The following is a 15,701-nucleotide window of genomic DNA, read 5'->3' on the forward strand; positions in this document are numbered from 1 at the left end:
CTCTCACTTCTATCTTTTAAAGGCACGGTCCATCTCACGGCGTGCATCTTTCTCTTTCAACGTTTCTCGTTTGTCGAACTGCTTCTTTCCTTTTGCCAGGGCAATCACCAGCTTCGCCAGTCCCTTTTCGTTGATGAAAAGGCGGGTCGGGACGATGGTGAAGCCCGGAGCCTGCGAGTCTCGCTCCAGCTTGCGCAATTCCTTGCGGTTCAGAAGCAGCTTCCGGTCACGACGCGCCGTATGGTTGTTGTACGAGCCATAAAAATATTCGGCGATGTGCATGTTCTTCACCCACAGTTCTCCACGGATGAAGTAACAGAACGTGTCCACCAGGCTGGCTTTTCCCATACGGATGGACTTGATTTCCGTCCCCGTAAGGACAATGCCTGCCGTATAGGTATCGACAAACTCGTAGTCAAACGAAGCGCGTTTGTTCTTGATATTAATAGGAGTAGACTTAATCATAAACTCTGCTGTTATTTAACTTTACTTACGTTTCGCATGTGCCGGTCCACTTGTCAACTGACAGCCCGGACACGGGTCTGCAAACGTCGGATTACTGTAACAAGTACGACAGGCGCATGAACACCCATCGGATGAGCATCGGGGCGACGATGATAAACACGGATACGCTGAGCGTATAGACCAGACGTTTGTTCTCTTCCACCTTCATCAGGCGTCCGGCCCCTTCCCACACCACATAGACAACATAAAACTGGAAAATAAGTTGCAGGATGAGGAAGCTGGGGAACAGCCCTGTCACGATGTCGAGCACGAAAGTCACCACCATGCTGTAACCGACGAACTGCTGGCACAAGGCCGGCTCGCTCGGACGGTTCAGATACCTCATTCCACATTGGTTCGTCAGGTAGGAAACCAGAAAGTAACCTCCGAAGAGTGCCACAAACACGGCGCAACAGTTGGTCATGGCCAGCTGCAACGAGGAGCCTCCCCACCCGACACCGATGAGGGTACCGATGAACATCGACAACCCGCAAAATGCAATCATAGGATAGACGAAGGTGCTCATCACCGCTCGCCTATCCTCTTCTAAACTAATTTCCTCCCAAGCCTTCGCCGGGGAGGAAATCAGAGTTATCACTTTTCGAAATAATTCTTTATAGTTCACCTCAATCAATAAGTGCGTTTCAAATAGCCTTTCTGAATGGAAGCATAGTTCATGGATACTTTCACCTCCTCATACTCGCCCTTGCTGTTCTTCTGTGCCTTGTAGATATTAAAGGTCACAGCGTCCTCATCGGCAATTCCATTCAGATAGGTATACAGTTCATAAGTATCAAAGTAGAAGCAGAACGTGCTCTTCTGGGAGATGTAGCCTTCCTTCAACTTCCCATTCTCATCCAGGCATTCGCTGGAACGGTTGTCATAACCGAGAACCAGGTCCACAATCTTGTTGCTCGTATCCAAGCGTTTCACTTTTACATAGTAACGGGGAGTCAGCAAGGTATACGAATCGCTGGAAGAAGAGCTGGAGCTTTCGTTCTTCTTGGCATAAGCCATACCGGTAGTCATGAAGTTCATATAGCCGTTCAGGGCGTTGACCAGGCTGTAACCGTCCGGAGAGAACCAGTTCAGGCTTTCCATCTCCGACAGGTTCAAATCCGACCACGAAGCGTCTTCCAAGAAGGATTGCGCCTTGGACAGGGTCACGTAGAAGTTCGGGGTAATCGTCACTTTATCGCCCGGATTGATTGATTCCAGATTGGCATCCTCGCCGGTGAGCTGACCGTAGACATACATGCGGTCGATATCCATCAACGTCGTAGCCGAGATACCTGAAAGGGTCACGATGACACCATTGTCCAACTTCACGTCTGCACTCAGGCTGCCCAAAGGCTTTCCGGTACATCCGATGGAAGGTGCATAGTCAGAGTCTCCCAGACAAGACGAGAACAACAGTGCAACGACTGACAGCATTGCAAGAACAGAAGTCTTTACTTTTCTCATAATCCCAATGAAATTAGTTAATGTAGTATGTTATTGTTTTGTTTAGTTAAGTCGCGGCAAATATATAAAGATTCTGACTAATAATCAAAAAGGAAAGAATGATTTTCAGGGAGGAACAGCGTCCGGACCGGCATCCGTCACGTTCAGTCCTTCACTACCTCGGCAAACAGCTCCAGGTGCTCGTCCACATAGTGGGCGATGGCGGCAGTGATGGCCTCCTCCTCCTCAAGGTATGTTTCTTCGAGGGGATCGAACACTTCATATTGTTCGTACATGGCCATGAACTCCTCGTCGGTGCAGTCACGGGTCAGGTCTTCCTTGTGGGCATCGTAAATCTCACGGGCCTTGTAGATGAGCTTGGAGAAGTCTTTGAGTCCGAAGAGGCGCATGGCTTTGGCAAACGGGTTTTCAAAGATGTAGGGACCGTAACCGTTCTGAATGAGTTGGACGAAACCGCCTTCCATCACCTCGTCACGGAACAGCTGGTAACCCAGCAACACGTGTTGTTCGCCCGTGAGCAGAGGCATGGTTGCTGCGGTCAGCTCGCCCCCCACACGCTCCCAGTAGGCATCGGTGAACACCTTGATAAACTCGTCCATGCCGGCTTCTGCCGCGGCAATGACTTTCGATTCGGCTATTTGTATCGGTTTGATTGTTTCCATCGTGCTATTTGATTGATGAGGGAACAAAGATAGGGCTTCTTCTCGAGGAATGAAGAACGATTCGTCCACATTTTTTGTGGCGCATCCGCCCGACTGCCCGACGGAGACGCATCCGGCAGGCTGGGGAAACAGTGCCTTCACTCCTGCGCCTGACTGCCGTCTTCCAGCTCTTCCTTTGCCCAATTGACCAGGTAAAGGCGCTCCGTGGCACGGGTGAATGCGGTGTAGAGCCAGCGGAAGTAGTCGGGCGTCAACATGTCCTCGACCAGATAGCCCTGGTCCAGGTAGATGTGCTGCCATTGCCCGCCCTGTGCCTTGTGGCAGGTCACGGCGTAAGCATACTTCACCTGCAGGGCATTGTAGTGGGGGTCCGCCTTCATCTTCTTCATCCGGTCTGCCTTGTGGGGGATGTCGGCGTAGTCTTCCAGGACGGTATTGAAGAGGCGGTCATTCTCTTCCCGCGAGAGGGAGGGATAGTCGGAGTGAAGGGTGTCGAGCAGGACAGTGGCTTCGAGTTCCCAATCGCCGTAATCGGGAAAGGACAGCAGCACGTCCGCAAAACGGAAGCCGTACAGTTCGCGCGTCCGGCGTACCCGGCGCACGACAGCCAGGTCGCCGTTGGCTATGAACTCCACGTCCTTGTTGCCCTCCGTCCAATAGTAGTTGTTCTTCGCCACCATCAGCCAATCTCCGGAGGTCAGCTCTTCTTCCCGGTAGAGAATGGTCGAACGGATACCATTATTATATTGGTTCGCACGTTTGTTGGAGCGGCAGATGACCATCGTCTCGTCCATACCGACCTTGTCATAGCTCGACGAGAGCGCCTCAATCAGCTCACTGCCCGGGAGTCGGCGTATGTCCGCAAAGCCCTGAAGCCGGAACTTCGGGAAATCGAAGCAGGCCTCTTCCGCCAACAGGCTGCGCAGAAGGGTGGCATTGAACAGGATGCCGGAGCTGTCCAGCTGACGGACGACCTGGGTCAGGCATACCTCGGTCACTTGTAGCCCGTAGCCTTCAAGCATCGGCACCGACAATGCCGGGCTCTCCTCCTCTCCCACCGGCGGCAGCTGTGCCGTGTCTCCCATCAACAGAAGCCGGCATCCCTGACCGGAATAGACATACTGCACGAGGTCGTCCAGCAGACGTCCGGAACCGAAGCCCGCGCCTGCCAGCCCCTCGTTGGCAATCATGGAGGATTCATCGACCAGGAAGAGCGTATGCTGATGGAGGTTGTCGGACAGCGAGAAGTTGTCGGTGCGGTTGGAGAACGACCGCTGGCGGTAAATCTTCTTGTGGATGGTATAGGCGGGATGACCGGCACTGCGTGAAAAGACCTTGGCGGCACGCCCGGTGGGTGCCAGCAGGACCACTTTCTGTTGGAGGGCATCGAGCGTCTTCACCAGCGCACCGACCAGCGAAGTCTTTCCCGTTCCGGCGTATCCCTTGAGCAGAAACAGACTGTCGGGCTGCGTGGACAGCATGAAATCCGCCAGGGCATCCAGGGCTTGTTCCTGTCCGGAAGTAGGTTGAAATGTCAGGTTTGATTTGATTTGTTGGACAAAGAAGGCGTTTATCATTCTTTTTAGTGTTATTTTTGCAGCACGAATGTAAGCTAAAAAGCCCTATCCGGCAACAATCAGAATGAATAAATCGCAAACAAGCATTCAGTAGACCATATACCCAGCGACATGACAAACGACCTTTTTGACTACAACCTGACGGAACAATACCGCCTCTGCCTGCGCATCAGTGCCGAACGGTTCACCTTTGCACTCCATGACGAAACGGGGAAACCGGCATTCTACAGCCGGGACTATTCCACGGACCGTGAACGTTCGCTGACCGCCAACCTGAAGACCATCTTCAAGGACAATCCGTTTGCCGGACGGACGTTCCGTCATGCTGACATCCTGCTCGCCAACACGCCGTGTGTCGCCATCCCGCGAGAGGAGTTTGAGGAGGAACGGGCTGAAAGTCTCTACTACGGCTGCATGCCCAGGGAGAACCGTCAGACGGTCTTCCATCATGCCCTGCCGCAGGAGAACCCGGTATTGCTCTATGCCGCCGACCGCACATTCTGCCAGCTTCTGTTGGAGCAGCTGCCCGGTGCACATATCTGCGCGTCCGTCCTCCCGGTTCTGGAGTACCTGCACCGACGGAGCCTGACCGACGACCAGCGCAAACTGTTCGTCCACTTCCACGACAGACGGATGGACGTGTCCGCCTACGAACCGGGCAGGCTCCTTCTTCACAACACCTTCCGCAGTACGCAGGGGGCAGACGTGGTGTACTACCTGCTCTACATCTGGCAACAGCTGGGCTTTGACCAGCAGAAGGACGAGCTTTACCTCATCGGACGTGTCCCCGACCAGGAACATACGCTCCGGGAACTGCACCGTTTCCTCGCGGAAGTGGCATTCATCCATCCGGCGGCAGAGTTCAAGCGCGCTGCCTATGCCCGAGGGGATGCGGACTTCGAGATACAGGCGGACTTCGCCCTTTCCTAATGTAAAACCGTAAAACAACCAACAAACCGTATGAGAGTCATCAGTGGAATCTATAAACGCCGTCGCTTCGACGTGCCCCACAGCTTCAAGGCACGCCCGACAACCGACTTTGCCAAGGAGAATCTGTTTAACGTACTGACCAACTACCTCGATTTCGAGGACGGGGTATCCGCCTTGGACCTGTTCTCAGGAACGGGGAGCATCAGCATCGAGCTGGTGTCGCGGGGTTGCGACAAGGTGATTTCGGTAGAGAAAGACCCGCAGCACCATGCGTTCATCTGCCAGGTAATGAAAGAGGTAAAGACCGACAAGTGCATCCCCATCCGCGGCGATGTGTTCCGCTTCATCGAGCGTTGCCACGAACAGTTCGACTTCATCTTTGCCGACCCGCCCTATGCCCTGCCGAACCTGGAAGAGATTCCGTCGCTCATCTTCAAGCACGGACTGCTGAAGGAGGACGGCATCTTCGTCCTCGAACATGGCAAGGACAACCACTTCGAGGACGACCCGCACTTCATGGAGCACCGCCACTACGGCAGTGTGAACTTCACGCTGTTCAGAGCAACGGCGACAACAGACGAACCACCGACTCTTTGAACTTCTCGCTGAACGGACGCTCCCGCCACTCCTTCAGGCGGACCATCCGGCACGAGCGCTGGTCGTTCAGGAAAAGCATCCTTGCCTCCAGTGCCGTCAGTTCGTCATAGACAAAGGCATTGATTTCAAAGTTGTGCTCAAAGCTGCGGAAGTCCATGTTGGTCGAGCCTACGGTGACCAGACGGTCGTCGGAGACCATCAGCTTGGAGTGCAGGAAGCCCTTCCGATAGAGATAGACCTTCACGCCTGCCTTCAGCACATCCAGCACATAGGACATCGACCCCAGATGGGTGAGCAGGCTGTCGGAACGTTCGGGCAGCATGATGCGGACGTCCACCCCCGCCAGGGCTGCCGTCTGCAAAGCGGACAGGACCGGTTCGGTGGGCATGAAATAGGGAGTCTGAATGTAGAAGTAGCGGCGTGCCCCCGTAATGGCAAGCACCAGTCCCTGCATGATGGCACGCCACTCGCCCACCGGCTCCGACGTGACCGTCTGCATCAGGGCGGTCCCTGTCCCTTCGACCGACGGATAATATTTGGATGCCGTCAGCAGGGAGCTGTCCACAAAGAACCAGTCCATCAGGAAGTTGCTCTGAAGTCCGTAGACTGCCGGACCGGTCACCTTCAGGTGCGTGTCCCGCCATACGCCGAAGCTGACGCCCTTCAGGTAACGCTCGGCAATGTTCATGCCGCCAATGAACCCCACCCTGCCGTCGATGACAGCCACCTTCCGGTGGTTGCGGTAGTTCACCTTGCTGGTGAACAGCGGGAAGCGGACCTTCAGGAAGCCCTTCACCTCGATGCCCTCGCTGCGCATCCGGTCATAGAAGGCATTGGGCACCTTCCAGCAACCCACATCGTCATAGAGCAGACGCACCTCCACCCCCTTCTTCACCTTATCCACCAGCAAATCGCGCACCAGACGCCCCACGGCATCATCCTCGAAGATATAGAACTCCAGATGGATGTGGTGGCGGGCGCTGGCAATCTCATGCATGAGCGACTGCAACATGGAGTACCCGTCCGGATAAAGCTCCGTGCTGTTTCCTTCAAAGGGAAGGGCCTTGTTGAGCGAGTGGAAGAAATTGATGAGCGAAGCGTATTCCGGCGGTGCCTGGAAGGAACTTTGCTCCACATACGCCTGCAACGACTTGCGGCTAATGCGGCTGGCAGCCTTCCGGCTGATGAGGTGCTCGCGCCGCGTGTTGCGTCCGAAGAAGAAATAGAGCACCAGCCCGACGACCGGCAGGAAAAGCAAGACAACGACCCACGACATGGCACGCACGGGGTTCCGGTTGTCGAGCACGACAACCAGCACCGTACTGACGACCAGCACCAGATAGGCGAGTCCCAGCACAGCCAAGAACACTTCATGCATCATTACATCCCAAACCATAGGGCACGTTTCTTAGATAAGTTTGTACAAAATTAATCCGAAATGCAGAGGTAACCAAGCAGAATCGTCTGATTGTTGTGCCCACAAGGTGCGTTTTTATCAACTACAGGCCGGGGATAGACGTTACTTAACCGCCACTTGAACGGACCAAAGTATAATACTTAGCCTGCCAAAGTATAATACTTAGGGTGTCTAAGTATAATACTTTGGTCTGTATAAGCCCGGCTTGGTTCGTATCTATCCCTGCCTGGGGGAAGGACAAGCCATGCCTTCTTCCGGTAGCATCCCCGGACCGAGGCTCAGACGGACGCCCCATAGCCGTCCGAAAACAAAACGATGCGGACTACACGGCGGCCCATTGGCCTGTCAGTGTAGTCCGCATCGCTTCAGAGGAGCAGCATGCCTGCAGCATCAGAATCTCCGGGGTCTGCCGAAGCCACCGCCGCCACCGGGAGGACGATGTCCGCCGGGACCAAAGCCCCCGAACCCGCCCTCATCGCGACCCGCCTGCTTGCCTCCGAAGAGGTTCAGACGGTAGATGAAGTGCAGCATGCAATAGCTGTTGATGGCATTGGTCTCCGAGTCCCGACGCATGAAGGCGGTAATGTTACGGCTCACGTTGCTCTGGTTGCGAAGGATATCAAAGACCTGGAAGGTGATGGTAGCGGCATTGCCCTTGAGGAAGCTCTGCGAAAGCTGTGCATTCCAGATCAGTTCGTCGGTATTCATGCTGGCGCTGCTGTAACCCCGACGGCTGCTGTTGGATATATTGGTGCTCAGCTCCATGTTCCAGGGGAAACGCACGGTCGCCTCACCACCGTAGGAGAAGTCGTAGGTATTCATGTTGTTGCTTTCCTGCAACTTGTTCTTCACGTCACTGTAGCGGATGGTTCCGTTCAGCGAGAAGTCATACCAGTCTGAACGGTAGTTGAAGCGCAGGGCCTCCATCAGGCTCAGGTTGTTCGTCACGTTCTTCATCGACTCGTCGTTCTGGAACAAATAGGAAGGCTGGTTGGAGTAGCTTCCGCGCGTGAAGGTATTGATGGTGAACTTCTGGTTCTTCAGGGCGGTACTCAGCATGAACATGGCTGACGCATTCCAGTCGCCGTTGATGTTCTCGGGTCTCGTGGTGCGCACACCGGTTTCCGCGTCATAGCTCATCCGCGAGCTGATGGAGTTGAGCGTGTTGGTATAGTCCAGACGCGCCATCATGTGGCGTTGCTTGTCGGGATTGAAGGTTCTGAACTCCGAGCTGATGCGGTTGTTGTACGACGGTTTCAGACCCGGATTACCACGGGTGATGTTCAGCGGGTCGGAATCATCCACCACATCGAGCAGGTCGGTCATGCTCGGCTGGGAGGTGGAACCGCGGTAGTCCAGACGGAGCTGGGTCTGCTTGGAGAAGCGGTAACGGAAACGGATGTTCGGCGAGAAGTTCTGCACGTGGCGTACGACTGCCGTATCGAGTCCCTGGTACTTGTAGGACATCTCCGACTTCTGGGGCACGAAGTTCAAACCTACATTCAGGCGGAGCTTCTCCCGGGTCACACGCAGGCTGATGGCTGCCGTATGGATGAAGTTGCGGTATTCGGCAAACTGGCTCTGCTCGTCGTCACGCGTCAGGTTGTCGGGGTTGTCGAAGTCCACCGGCAGCTCGAAGCTGTCGAAAGGAATGCCGCCAATGTCATAGGTCGCACGGTCGCTCTTCGAGTAGCGATATTGGTATCTGTAACGGAACTGGAGCCAGCCGCCCTTGAAGATGGGTTCGCTGTAGAGGGCTTCCGCCGAGTAGTTCCAGTTCTTGGTCGGGGTGACGGAATAGCGGTTGATGGCTTCGGGGTCCTGCGGATTCAGGAAGTACTCGATGCGCGACAGGGACACCGACTCGCTGTCTCCGTCCGTGTAGCCCGCCGAACCGCGCAGCGTGATGTTGCGTCCGTCATTGCTCAGCCGACGGTTCACCTGCAGGTTCAGGTTGGCATCGGTCGAGTTGCCGTTGCTGGTCGACCACCGGCGGTTGCTGTTCACCAAGATGTCCGACAGGGCGCTCTCCGCCATCTGCTCCAGCGGGTCGGTGATGCCGTCACGATAGGGGTCATCGTTAAAGGTAGCCGACGTATTGTTGGAGTTGCTGTCGTCTTTGCCATAGGAGAAACGCGGACGGATGATGATGTTGGTCAGCGTGTCCGGCTTCCACTCGAACTTGAAGTCCGTATTGAAGTTGTTCGAGGTGCTCAGGCTCAGGCTGCGGGCATTCTCAAAGGAGCTGGACGCATCGAGGAAGGTCTCGCTGCTGGTCTTGCTCTGGTTGTCATTCTTGTTGTAACCGAAGCGGGCGTTACCCTCAATCTCCAGTTTCTCGGTCTCGTTGGTGTAGTTCACACCGAAGTCCTTGCGCGTGCGCAGTCCCCGGTTGCCACGTCCCCTTCCGCTGATGCCGCGGTCGTCCACGTTGTTCAGACCTCCCATCACGGTGAGCTTCTGCACATCGTCAAAGCGGTTGACCATTCCCTTCAGCGAATAACGGCTCTTGGTACCTCCGGCAGCATCGACATTGGAGAACATGCCGTGCTTCATCTCCTTCTTCACCGAGAGGTCGAGCACCGTCTCCTCTTCTCCGTCATCGATGCCGGTGATGCGTGCCAGGTCGGACTGACGTTCGTAGGTCTTCAGCTTCTCGACCATCTCCACGGGGATGTTCTTCATCGCCATGTCCTGGTCGTCGCCAAAGAATTCCTTTCCGTCAATCAATATCTTTGAAATGCTCTTGCCGTTGATGGTGATTTTTCCTTCATCGTCCACTTCGGCACCCGGCAGCTTCTTCACCAGCTCTTCGAGGGCAGAGCCTTCTGCCACCTTGTAAGCCGCAGAGTTGAACACGACGGTGTCTTCCGACATCTGTACCGGAGCCACGTGTCCCACGACAACCGCCTCCTGCATCATGATGGCGTCTGCCGAAAGGGAGATTCTGCCGACGTCGTGTTTCGGACGGTTGGCTGCCAGCTGAAGGTTCTTGAACTGGGATTGATAACCGATGAACGACACCTTCAACAGGTACTTACCGGCTTTCACAGCAGGCAGCTGGAAGCGTCCGTTCATCTGGGTGACTCCTCCGTTGACAAATGAACTGTCTTTTGCCGAAAGCAGCTGGACAGTGGCCTGCCCCATTGCTTCATTCAAATCGGCGTCCCATACCAAGCCTGATACGGTCACTTTTCCGCCCTGGGCATACAGGAGCAAGCTCATCCAGGACAGGCATAAGAATAACAAACTCTTTTTCATATATTACGTTTACCACTGTTACGTTTTCTCCGTTTGACCTTTCGTGTGTGGAAAAGTTCAACGATTAAAGTTTTTTTTGCAGATATTTTCCAGATTAAGGCTCACAAATATACAGCTAACAGCACGCTTTTGTCCGTCTTTGTCCGTTAAAAAACTATACAATCCCCGATATTCCGGGCGGACGGACACGCGTCAAGCACAAGAAAGGTTATCTTTGCGGGCAAATCCTAACGAAACGAGAGAAACATGAGCAAACAAGAAGTTATCATCTCCAGGCAGCTGGACGAGAGCCTCAGCCTCGCCGTCAGCCAATGTCCCCACGACAAACGATTCATCCTGACCGACACACATACCCGGCAGCTGTGCCTGCCGCTCATCGACCGGCTCCCCTGCCTGGAAGGCAGCGAAATCATCACCATCGGCGCCGGAGACGAACACAAGACCCTCGACTCACTGGCAGCGGTATGGAACGAACTGAGCAACCGGGGAGGTTCCCGCCACTCCTTGCTGCTCAATCTGGGAGGTGGCATGGTGACCGACCTGGGGGGATTCGCCGCATCGACTTTCAAGCGGGGCATTACCTATATTAATCTGCCGACGACCCTCCTGGCGATGGTGGATGCTGCCGTCGGCGGAAAGACCGGCATCAACTTCAACGGACTGAAGAACGAGGTGGGTGTGTTCAATCCCGCACGTTTCGTTCTGCTCGACACCGGATTCCTGCGCTCGCTCGACGATGCGAACCTGCGCTCAGGCTATGCCGAGATGCTGAAACACGGACTTATCAGTACCGAGGAGCACTGGGCGGAACTGCTCAATTTCGACCTGGAACATCCCGACTACCAACTGTTGCAGGACCTCGTCGCCCGGTCCGTTGCCATCAAGGAACACATCGTGGAACAGGACCCCTATGAGAAAGGCATCCGCAAGGCCCTCAACCTGGGACACACCGTCGGACATGCCTTCGAGAGCCTTGCGCTGGAAGAGGGGCATCCCCGTCTGCATGGCTATGCCGTGGCATGGGGCATGGTGTGCGAACTGTACCTCTCGACCCTGCGTACGGGATTCCCGAAAGACAAGCTGCGGCAAACCGTGCAGTTCATCAAGGAGACGTACGGCACCTTCGCCTTCGACTGCAAGCAGTACGACCGCCTCTATGCCTTCATGACCCACGACAAGAAGAACGAAGGCGGACACATCAACTTCACCCTGCTGGGGGATGTGGGCGACCTGCGCATCAACCAGACTGCCGGTAAAGAAGAGATATTCGAGATGCTCGACTTCTACCGGGAAGCCATGTGACCGTCCGCTTCCTCCCGGCACATCACCACATACAAAAGGCACAAAGAGGCAGAAGGACTGACTGTTTCCCCTGCATCTTTGTGCCTTTTATGTATCAACGGACGGCAAACGGAACTTCTGCCCGCCTCGGTCCGGTTTGCGGTTTAACGGATGGTGACCATGGTGGCACCAAAACCGTACTCACGGAAGGAAGCGTCCTGGTACGGATAGTCGCGGTATTTCGACTTCAGCTCCTTCAGGATGGCGTTGCGCAGCACCCCTTCCCCCTTGCCGTGGATGAAGACAATCTTCTGTCCCTTCCGGTCCTTATACTCGTCCAACGTCTTGCGGAACACGCCCAGCTGGTATTCGAGCATTTCGCCGTTGGTCATGTTGGTGGTGTCGTCGAGCAGTTCATGGATGTGCAGGTCCACCTCCACCAGGTCGTTCTTGCGTTGCGGTTTCTCGATAGGCTGCGACTTCGGACGTTCGGGTGTCTTCTTCTGCAACAGCGCTTCCTTCAGCGTATCGGCGTCGGCGAAATACTGGCAGACGGGTTCATCGTCCTTCACCAGGTCATACATCAGCGACGGCTCCTCAAAATAGATGGACGGACGGAAGGTATGCAGCTTGTAGAACTTCACGGTGTCCACGCGCAGCTCCACGCTCACGGCAGGTTTCAGCTGGAAGCTCTTATCCTCCTTGTAAGCGACGAACTGCACCGCCACATGCTCCAGTTCATTGAGCACCTCCTTGCCGAACTCCTCCAGGAAGAGCTTCGTATTCGGTTCGATGACGCCTTGGGAACGTACCCGCCAGCTCTTGCCTTCCGCACTCAGGTAGGTATAATAAAGGTAATAGTTGCTGTCGTTCACCAGGTAGGCGTCAAAGTCGGTAGCCGAAATAGCCTTCACGTCCTGCGGGACGTATGCCAGCATCACATTGAGCCGTTCGCCCTCCCTGGTCTCTGCCGGACGATAGGTAATCTCCGGTTCCCGTTCCTCCTGCTTGGGCGGTTCGGGTTGTGCCTGCGGCTTGCGCTTGATGTTATAGTCATCGGTATCAATGACCACGCACTCACGGATGAGCATGGGGATGTCGAAGCCGTCGGCATCTTCCACCAACACCGTGTCTTTACCCTGGAATCCTTTCACGATGCCGCCTCCCACTTCACTCAGGAAACGGACTTTATCTCCAATCTTCATCTTTGTATCTGCTTTTGATGTTTTCAGGTTGCAAATATCGCGATATTTCTTGAGCAGACAGCCGCTTGTCCTTGGGAAAATGCAAGTTTCTTCCCGGACTGAAGGATTGCCGGTCCCGTCGCCCTGCCTTTGCACTGACGGACCATTCCCGCTCCAGGGGCTTTTGACATTTTGTCAAACGAAGGCCTCCACAGTGCGCATCCTCGCACCAAAATACAGTTTGGTGGATTCCGAGGCCCTTCTCAGGCGATTCGCAAAATACACATTGTTGCAGATGGAGGGGGAATGCTGTCCTTCTGAGCAGTTGAGGTCCTTCAACTTTTCATCGCGGATACCCGGAACCCGGTATACCATCCTTTCTGAAACCTTCCGATTTGTTGACACGACACACCTTCTGGAGAGTGAAACTCCGGATTTATTACTTCCATTTTCCAAAGATTTGACTTCCGGGCATGAAACAATTGTGTTTGGCAGGTGAAACTATATTGTTTGACTCGGCAAACTATATTGTTTGGCTCGCGAAACAATATTGTTCCGGGCACGTTTTGTCTGTTTTTCGAAAAAGAAATGTATAGTTTTCTAAAATGAAGGGCTTTTTTCGGACGTTTCGTTTGCAATCATTCACGTTTCTTCTCCAGATGATTGGATTTTCGAAAAGTACGAGTCAGTTTAAAACGGCAAATCCGTAACTAACGGAAGCAAATGGGGCCGTTCCGGCTTCAAAATGTCAACCGCCGTTCGTCCGTCAGCTGAACAAGCCGGACGGATGCGGAACTTCCGTCATCAACACAGGCAAAAACCTCCCGGCTCTGCTGAGAAATGTTTACCTTTGCCCCATAACCATCTGCACAGTCCTATGAAAACAGAATTTGAGAAAATGCGTAGCGAGGAGCTTTATGACTTCTCCGACCCGGAAATCGCCCGGAGCCTGGTCCACGCCAAAGAGACGTGTGCCCGTCTGCAAACCATGACCATCTACAGCCCCGACTACCGGGAAGTAATCGAAGACCTCATCCCCGGCTTTCCGCAGAGCGCCACCATCTGCCCGCCCTTCCACTGCGACCACGGACACGGCATCGTGGCGGGCGAGGGAGTCTTCGTCAACTACAACTGTACGTTTCTCGACGGTGCGCTGATACGTATCGGACGGAACACCCTCATCGGGCCTCACTGCCAGCTCTACACACCCCAGCATCCCATGGATTACGTTCCCCGTCGGAAACAACAGGAGACCGCCTACCCCATCACCATCGGCGACGACTGCTGGCTGGGCGGAGGAGTCATCGTCTGCCCCGGTGTGACCATCGGGAACCGCTGCATCATTGCCGCCGGCAGTGTGGTGACGCGGGATATCCCCGACGACTCGTTGGCAGCAGGCAATCCCGCCGTGGTAAAACGTCGGCTGAACGGGTAGCGGAAGGCAGAGGGTTCTTTCATTCTTCATGGAAAACCCTTACCTTTGCATCCGCTAAAAAACAGGAAGCGTGCCGACCGGCACGTCCGTCCCTCCCGCATCCCGACCGGAGCACGCCGGCACTGCTTCCGCCAATTCCAACAAACGACATGGAAGAAACCAAACACATCCGTATTGAAGATTTCGACTATCCCCTGCCCGACGAACGCATCGCCAAATTTCCGCTGCCGGTGCGCGACCAGTCAAAGCTCCTGGTCTACCGCCACGGTGAAGTGAGCGAAGACCGTTTCACCTCCCTTCCGGAGTACATCCCGACGGGCAGCCTGATGATATTCAACAACACCAAGGTAATCCAGGCACGCCTGCACTTCCGCAAGGAGACCGGCGCCCTCATCGAGGTGTTCTGCCTCGAACCCATCGCCCCCAATGACTACGTGCTGTCCTTCCAGCAGACCCACCGGTGCAGCTGGCTCTGCATGATAGGCAACCTGAAGAAATGGAAGGAAGGCACGCTCGTCCGCGAGGTGGAAGTGAAGGGAATCCCCGTCCGCCTGAGTGCCACGCGCGGTGAATGCCGGGGCACCAGCCACTGGGTGGACTTCGAATGGGACAACCCCTCCCTCACGTTTGCCGATGTGCTCGAAGCCGTCGGCGAACTGCCCATCCCGCCCTACCTGAACCGCGAGACCCAGGAGAGCGACAAGGAGACCTACCAGACGGTGTACTCCAAAATCAAAGGCTCGGTGGCAGCCCCCACAGCCGGACTGCACTTCACCGAACGGGTACTGGACAGCCTCCGACAGAAGGGCGTCGACCTCGAAGAACTGACCCTGCATGTGGGTGCCGGCACCTTCAAGCCGGTGAAAAGTGAAGAGATTGCCGGACACGAGATGCACACGGAATACATCTCGGTGAGCCGCACGACCATCGAAAAGCTCATCGCCCACGGCGGAGAAGCGACAGCCGTCGGCACCACTTCGGTCCGTACGCTGGAGAGCCTATATTATATAGGTATACATATCCATGCCAATCCGGATGCCAACGAAGAGGAGCTGCACGTGCACCAGTGGGAGCCCTACGAGACCGACAGCCCCCTGACAACCCTGGAAGCCCTGCAATGCATCCGGGACTACATGGAACGCCATCACCTGGAGGCCCTGCACTCCAGTACGCAGATTATCATCGCCCCGGGCTACCGGTACCGCATCGTCCGCCGGATGGTGACCAACTTCCACCAACCGAAGAGCACCCTGCTGCTGCTCGTGTCCGCCTTTGTGGGCGGAGAAAAGTGGCGTACCATCTATGACTTTGCCCTCGGTCACGGCTTCCGTTTCCTGAGCTATGGTGACAGTTCGTTACTCATTCCCTAATTTTAACCTTATTTTTGGG

General features: G+C 55.1%; 13 protein-coding genes. 5 read left to right on the forward strand and 8 right to left on the reverse strand.

Features of this window, described 5'->3' with window-relative positions:
* Nucleotides 1-9: 9 nt before the first annotated feature.
* The 5 genes from smpB to C8275_RS10990 all read right to left on the reverse strand — a co-directional run bounded on the left by smpB (nucleotide 10) and on the right by C8275_RS10990 (nucleotide 4,207).
* On the reverse strand, nucleotides 10-462 hold the full coding sequence (smpB, locus tag C8275_RS10970; protein WP_106625816.1) for an SsrA-binding protein: 453 nt from the start codon (nucleotides 460-462) through the stop codon (nucleotides 10-12).
* Between the two features lie 94 nt (nucleotides 463-556).
* On the reverse strand, nucleotides 557-1,129 hold the full coding sequence (locus C8275_RS10975) for a Yip1 family protein (RefSeq protein WP_106625817.1): 573 nt from the start codon (nucleotides 1,127-1,129) through the stop codon (nucleotides 557-559).
* 5 nt (nucleotides 1,130-1,134) lie between these two features.
* Nucleotides 1,135-1,968, reverse strand: a complete 834-nt coding sequence (locus C8275_RS10980) for a hypothetical protein (RefSeq protein WP_157948255.1) — start codon at nucleotides 1,966-1,968, stop codon at nucleotides 1,135-1,137.
* 143 nt (nucleotides 1,969-2,111) lie between these two features.
* On the reverse strand, nucleotides 2,112-2,630 hold the full coding sequence (locus C8275_RS10985; protein WP_022385872.1) for a DMP19 family protein: 519 nt from the start codon (nucleotides 2,628-2,630) through the stop codon (nucleotides 2,112-2,114).
* 137 nt (nucleotides 2,631-2,767) lie between these two features.
* The gene (locus tag C8275_RS10990) at nucleotides 2,768-4,207 is read right to left on the reverse strand and encodes an ATP-dependent RecD-like DNA helicase (RefSeq protein WP_106485133.1); all 1,440 of its coding nucleotides are present in this window, start codon (nucleotides 4,205-4,207) and stop codon (nucleotides 2,768-2,770) included.
* 111 nt (nucleotides 4,208-4,318) lie between these two features.
* On the opposite strand from C8275_RS10990, the gene C8275_RS10995 reads away from it, so the two are divergent.
* Together C8275_RS10995 and C8275_RS11000 are read left to right on the forward strand one after the other, a co-directional pair.
* Nucleotides 4,319-5,137: a DUF3822 family protein gene (locus C8275_RS10995; RefSeq protein ID WP_106485134.1), complete on the forward strand. Its 819-nt coding sequence runs from the start codon at nucleotides 4,319-4,321 to the stop codon at nucleotides 5,135-5,137.
* A gap of 30 nt (nucleotides 5,138-5,167) precedes the next feature.
* Complete coding sequence (locus C8275_RS11000) at nucleotides 5,168-5,734, forward strand: RsmD family RNA methyltransferase (RefSeq protein ID WP_106485135.1); 567 nt, start codon at nucleotides 5,168-5,170, stop codon at nucleotides 5,732-5,734.
* On the opposite strand, the gene cls is transcribed toward C8275_RS11000, so the two are convergent.
* Both cls and C8275_RS11010 read right to left on the reverse strand, forming a co-directional pair.
* Entirely contained in the window at nucleotides 5,694-7,130 is a 1,437-nt protein-coding gene (cls, locus tag C8275_RS11005) for a cardiolipin synthase (RefSeq protein ID WP_022385868.1), read from the reverse strand. The two genes, C8275_RS11000 and cls, sit on opposite strands and share 41 nt — an antisense overlap.
* Before the next feature lie 411 nt (nucleotides 7,131-7,541).
* Nucleotides 7,542-10,412, reverse strand: a complete 2,871-nt coding sequence (locus C8275_RS11010) for a TonB-dependent receptor (protein WP_106485136.1) — start codon at nucleotides 10,410-10,412, stop codon at nucleotides 7,542-7,544.
* A 246-nt stretch (nucleotides 10,413-10,658) separates the two neighbouring features.
* Here C8275_RS11010 and aroB point away from each other — a divergent pair, with 246 nt between their 5' ends.
* Complete coding sequence (gene aroB, locus C8275_RS11015; RefSeq protein ID WP_022385866.1) at nucleotides 10,659-11,714, forward strand: 3-dehydroquinate synthase; 1,056 nt, start codon at nucleotides 10,659-10,661, stop codon at nucleotides 11,712-11,714.
* A 143-nt stretch (nucleotides 11,715-11,857) separates the two neighbouring features.
* Here the strand turns inward: aroB and C8275_RS11020 are convergent, their stop codons facing one another.
* The gene (locus C8275_RS11020) at nucleotides 11,858-12,898 is read right to left on the reverse strand and encodes a DUF2027 domain-containing protein (RefSeq protein ID WP_106485137.1); all 1,041 of its coding nucleotides are present in this window, start codon (nucleotides 12,896-12,898) and stop codon (nucleotides 11,858-11,860) included.
* Between the two features lie 856 nt (nucleotides 12,899-13,754).
* Between C8275_RS11020 and C8275_RS11025 the strand changes: the two genes are divergently transcribed.
* Both C8275_RS11025 and C8275_RS11030 read left to right on the forward strand, forming a co-directional pair.
* On the forward strand, nucleotides 13,755-14,312 hold the full coding sequence (locus tag C8275_RS11025) for a sugar O-acetyltransferase (protein ID WP_106485138.1): 558 nt from the start codon (nucleotides 13,755-13,757) through the stop codon (nucleotides 14,310-14,312).
* Between the two features lie 149 nt (nucleotides 14,313-14,461).
* Nucleotides 14,462-15,682, forward strand: coding sequence for an S-adenosylmethionine:tRNA ribosyltransferase-isomerase (locus C8275_RS11030; RefSeq protein ID WP_106485139.1), 1,221 nt, complete (start codon nucleotides 14,462-14,464; stop codon nucleotides 15,680-15,682).
* The last annotated feature ends 19 nt before the right edge of the window (nucleotides 15,683-15,701 follow it).

The sequence above is a fragment of the Bacteroides sp. Marseille-P3684 genome, assembly GCF_900291465.1.
GTDB lineage: Bacteria > Bacteroidota > Bacteroidia > Bacteroidales > Bacteroidaceae > Phocaeicola_A.

What these genes read in the sequence shown, in the direction of transcription:
- aroB (WP_022385866.1), top strand. Translation starts at nt 10,659, where the DNA reads ATGAGCAAACAAGAAGTTATCATCTCCAGGCAGCTGGACGAGAGCCTC.
- C8275_RS11025 (WP_106485138.1), top strand. Translation starts at nt 13,755, where the DNA reads ATGAAAACAGAATTTGAGAAAATGCGTAGCGAGGAGCTTTATGACTTC.
- C8275_RS11010 (WP_106485136.1), bottom strand. Translation starts at nt 10,412, where the DNA reads ATGAAAAAGAGTTTGTTATTCTTATGCCTGTCCTGGATGAGCTTGCTC.
- C8275_RS10995 (WP_106485134.1), top strand. Translation starts at nt 4,319, where the DNA reads ATGACAAACGACCTTTTTGACTACAACCTGACGGAACAATACCGCCTC.
- C8275_RS11020 (WP_106485137.1), bottom strand. Translation starts at nt 12,898, where the DNA reads ATGAAGATTGGAGATAAAGTCCGTTTCCTGAGTGAAGTGGGAGGCGGC.
- C8275_RS10990 (WP_106485133.1), bottom strand. Translation starts at nt 4,207, where the DNA reads ATGATAAACGCCTTCTTTGTCCAACAAATCAAATCAAACCTGACATTT.
- C8275_RS10985 (WP_022385872.1), bottom strand. Translation starts at nt 2,630, where the DNA reads ATGGAAACAATCAAACCGATACAAATAGCCGAATCGAAAGTCATTGCC.
- C8275_RS11000 (WP_106485135.1), top strand. Translation starts at nt 5,168, where the DNA reads ATGAGAGTCATCAGTGGAATCTATAAACGCCGTCGCTTCGACGTGCCC.
- C8275_RS11030 (WP_106485139.1), top strand. Translation starts at nt 14,462, where the DNA reads ATGGAAGAAACCAAACACATCCGTATTGAAGATTTCGACTATCCCCTG.
- cls (WP_022385868.1), bottom strand. Translation starts at nt 7,130, where the DNA reads ATGGTTTGGGATGTAATGATGCATGAAGTGTTCTTGGCTGTGCTGGGA.
- C8275_RS10980 (WP_157948255.1), bottom strand. Translation starts at nt 1,968, where the DNA reads ATGAGAAAAGTAAAGACTTCTGTTCTTGCAATGCTGTCAGTCGTTGCA.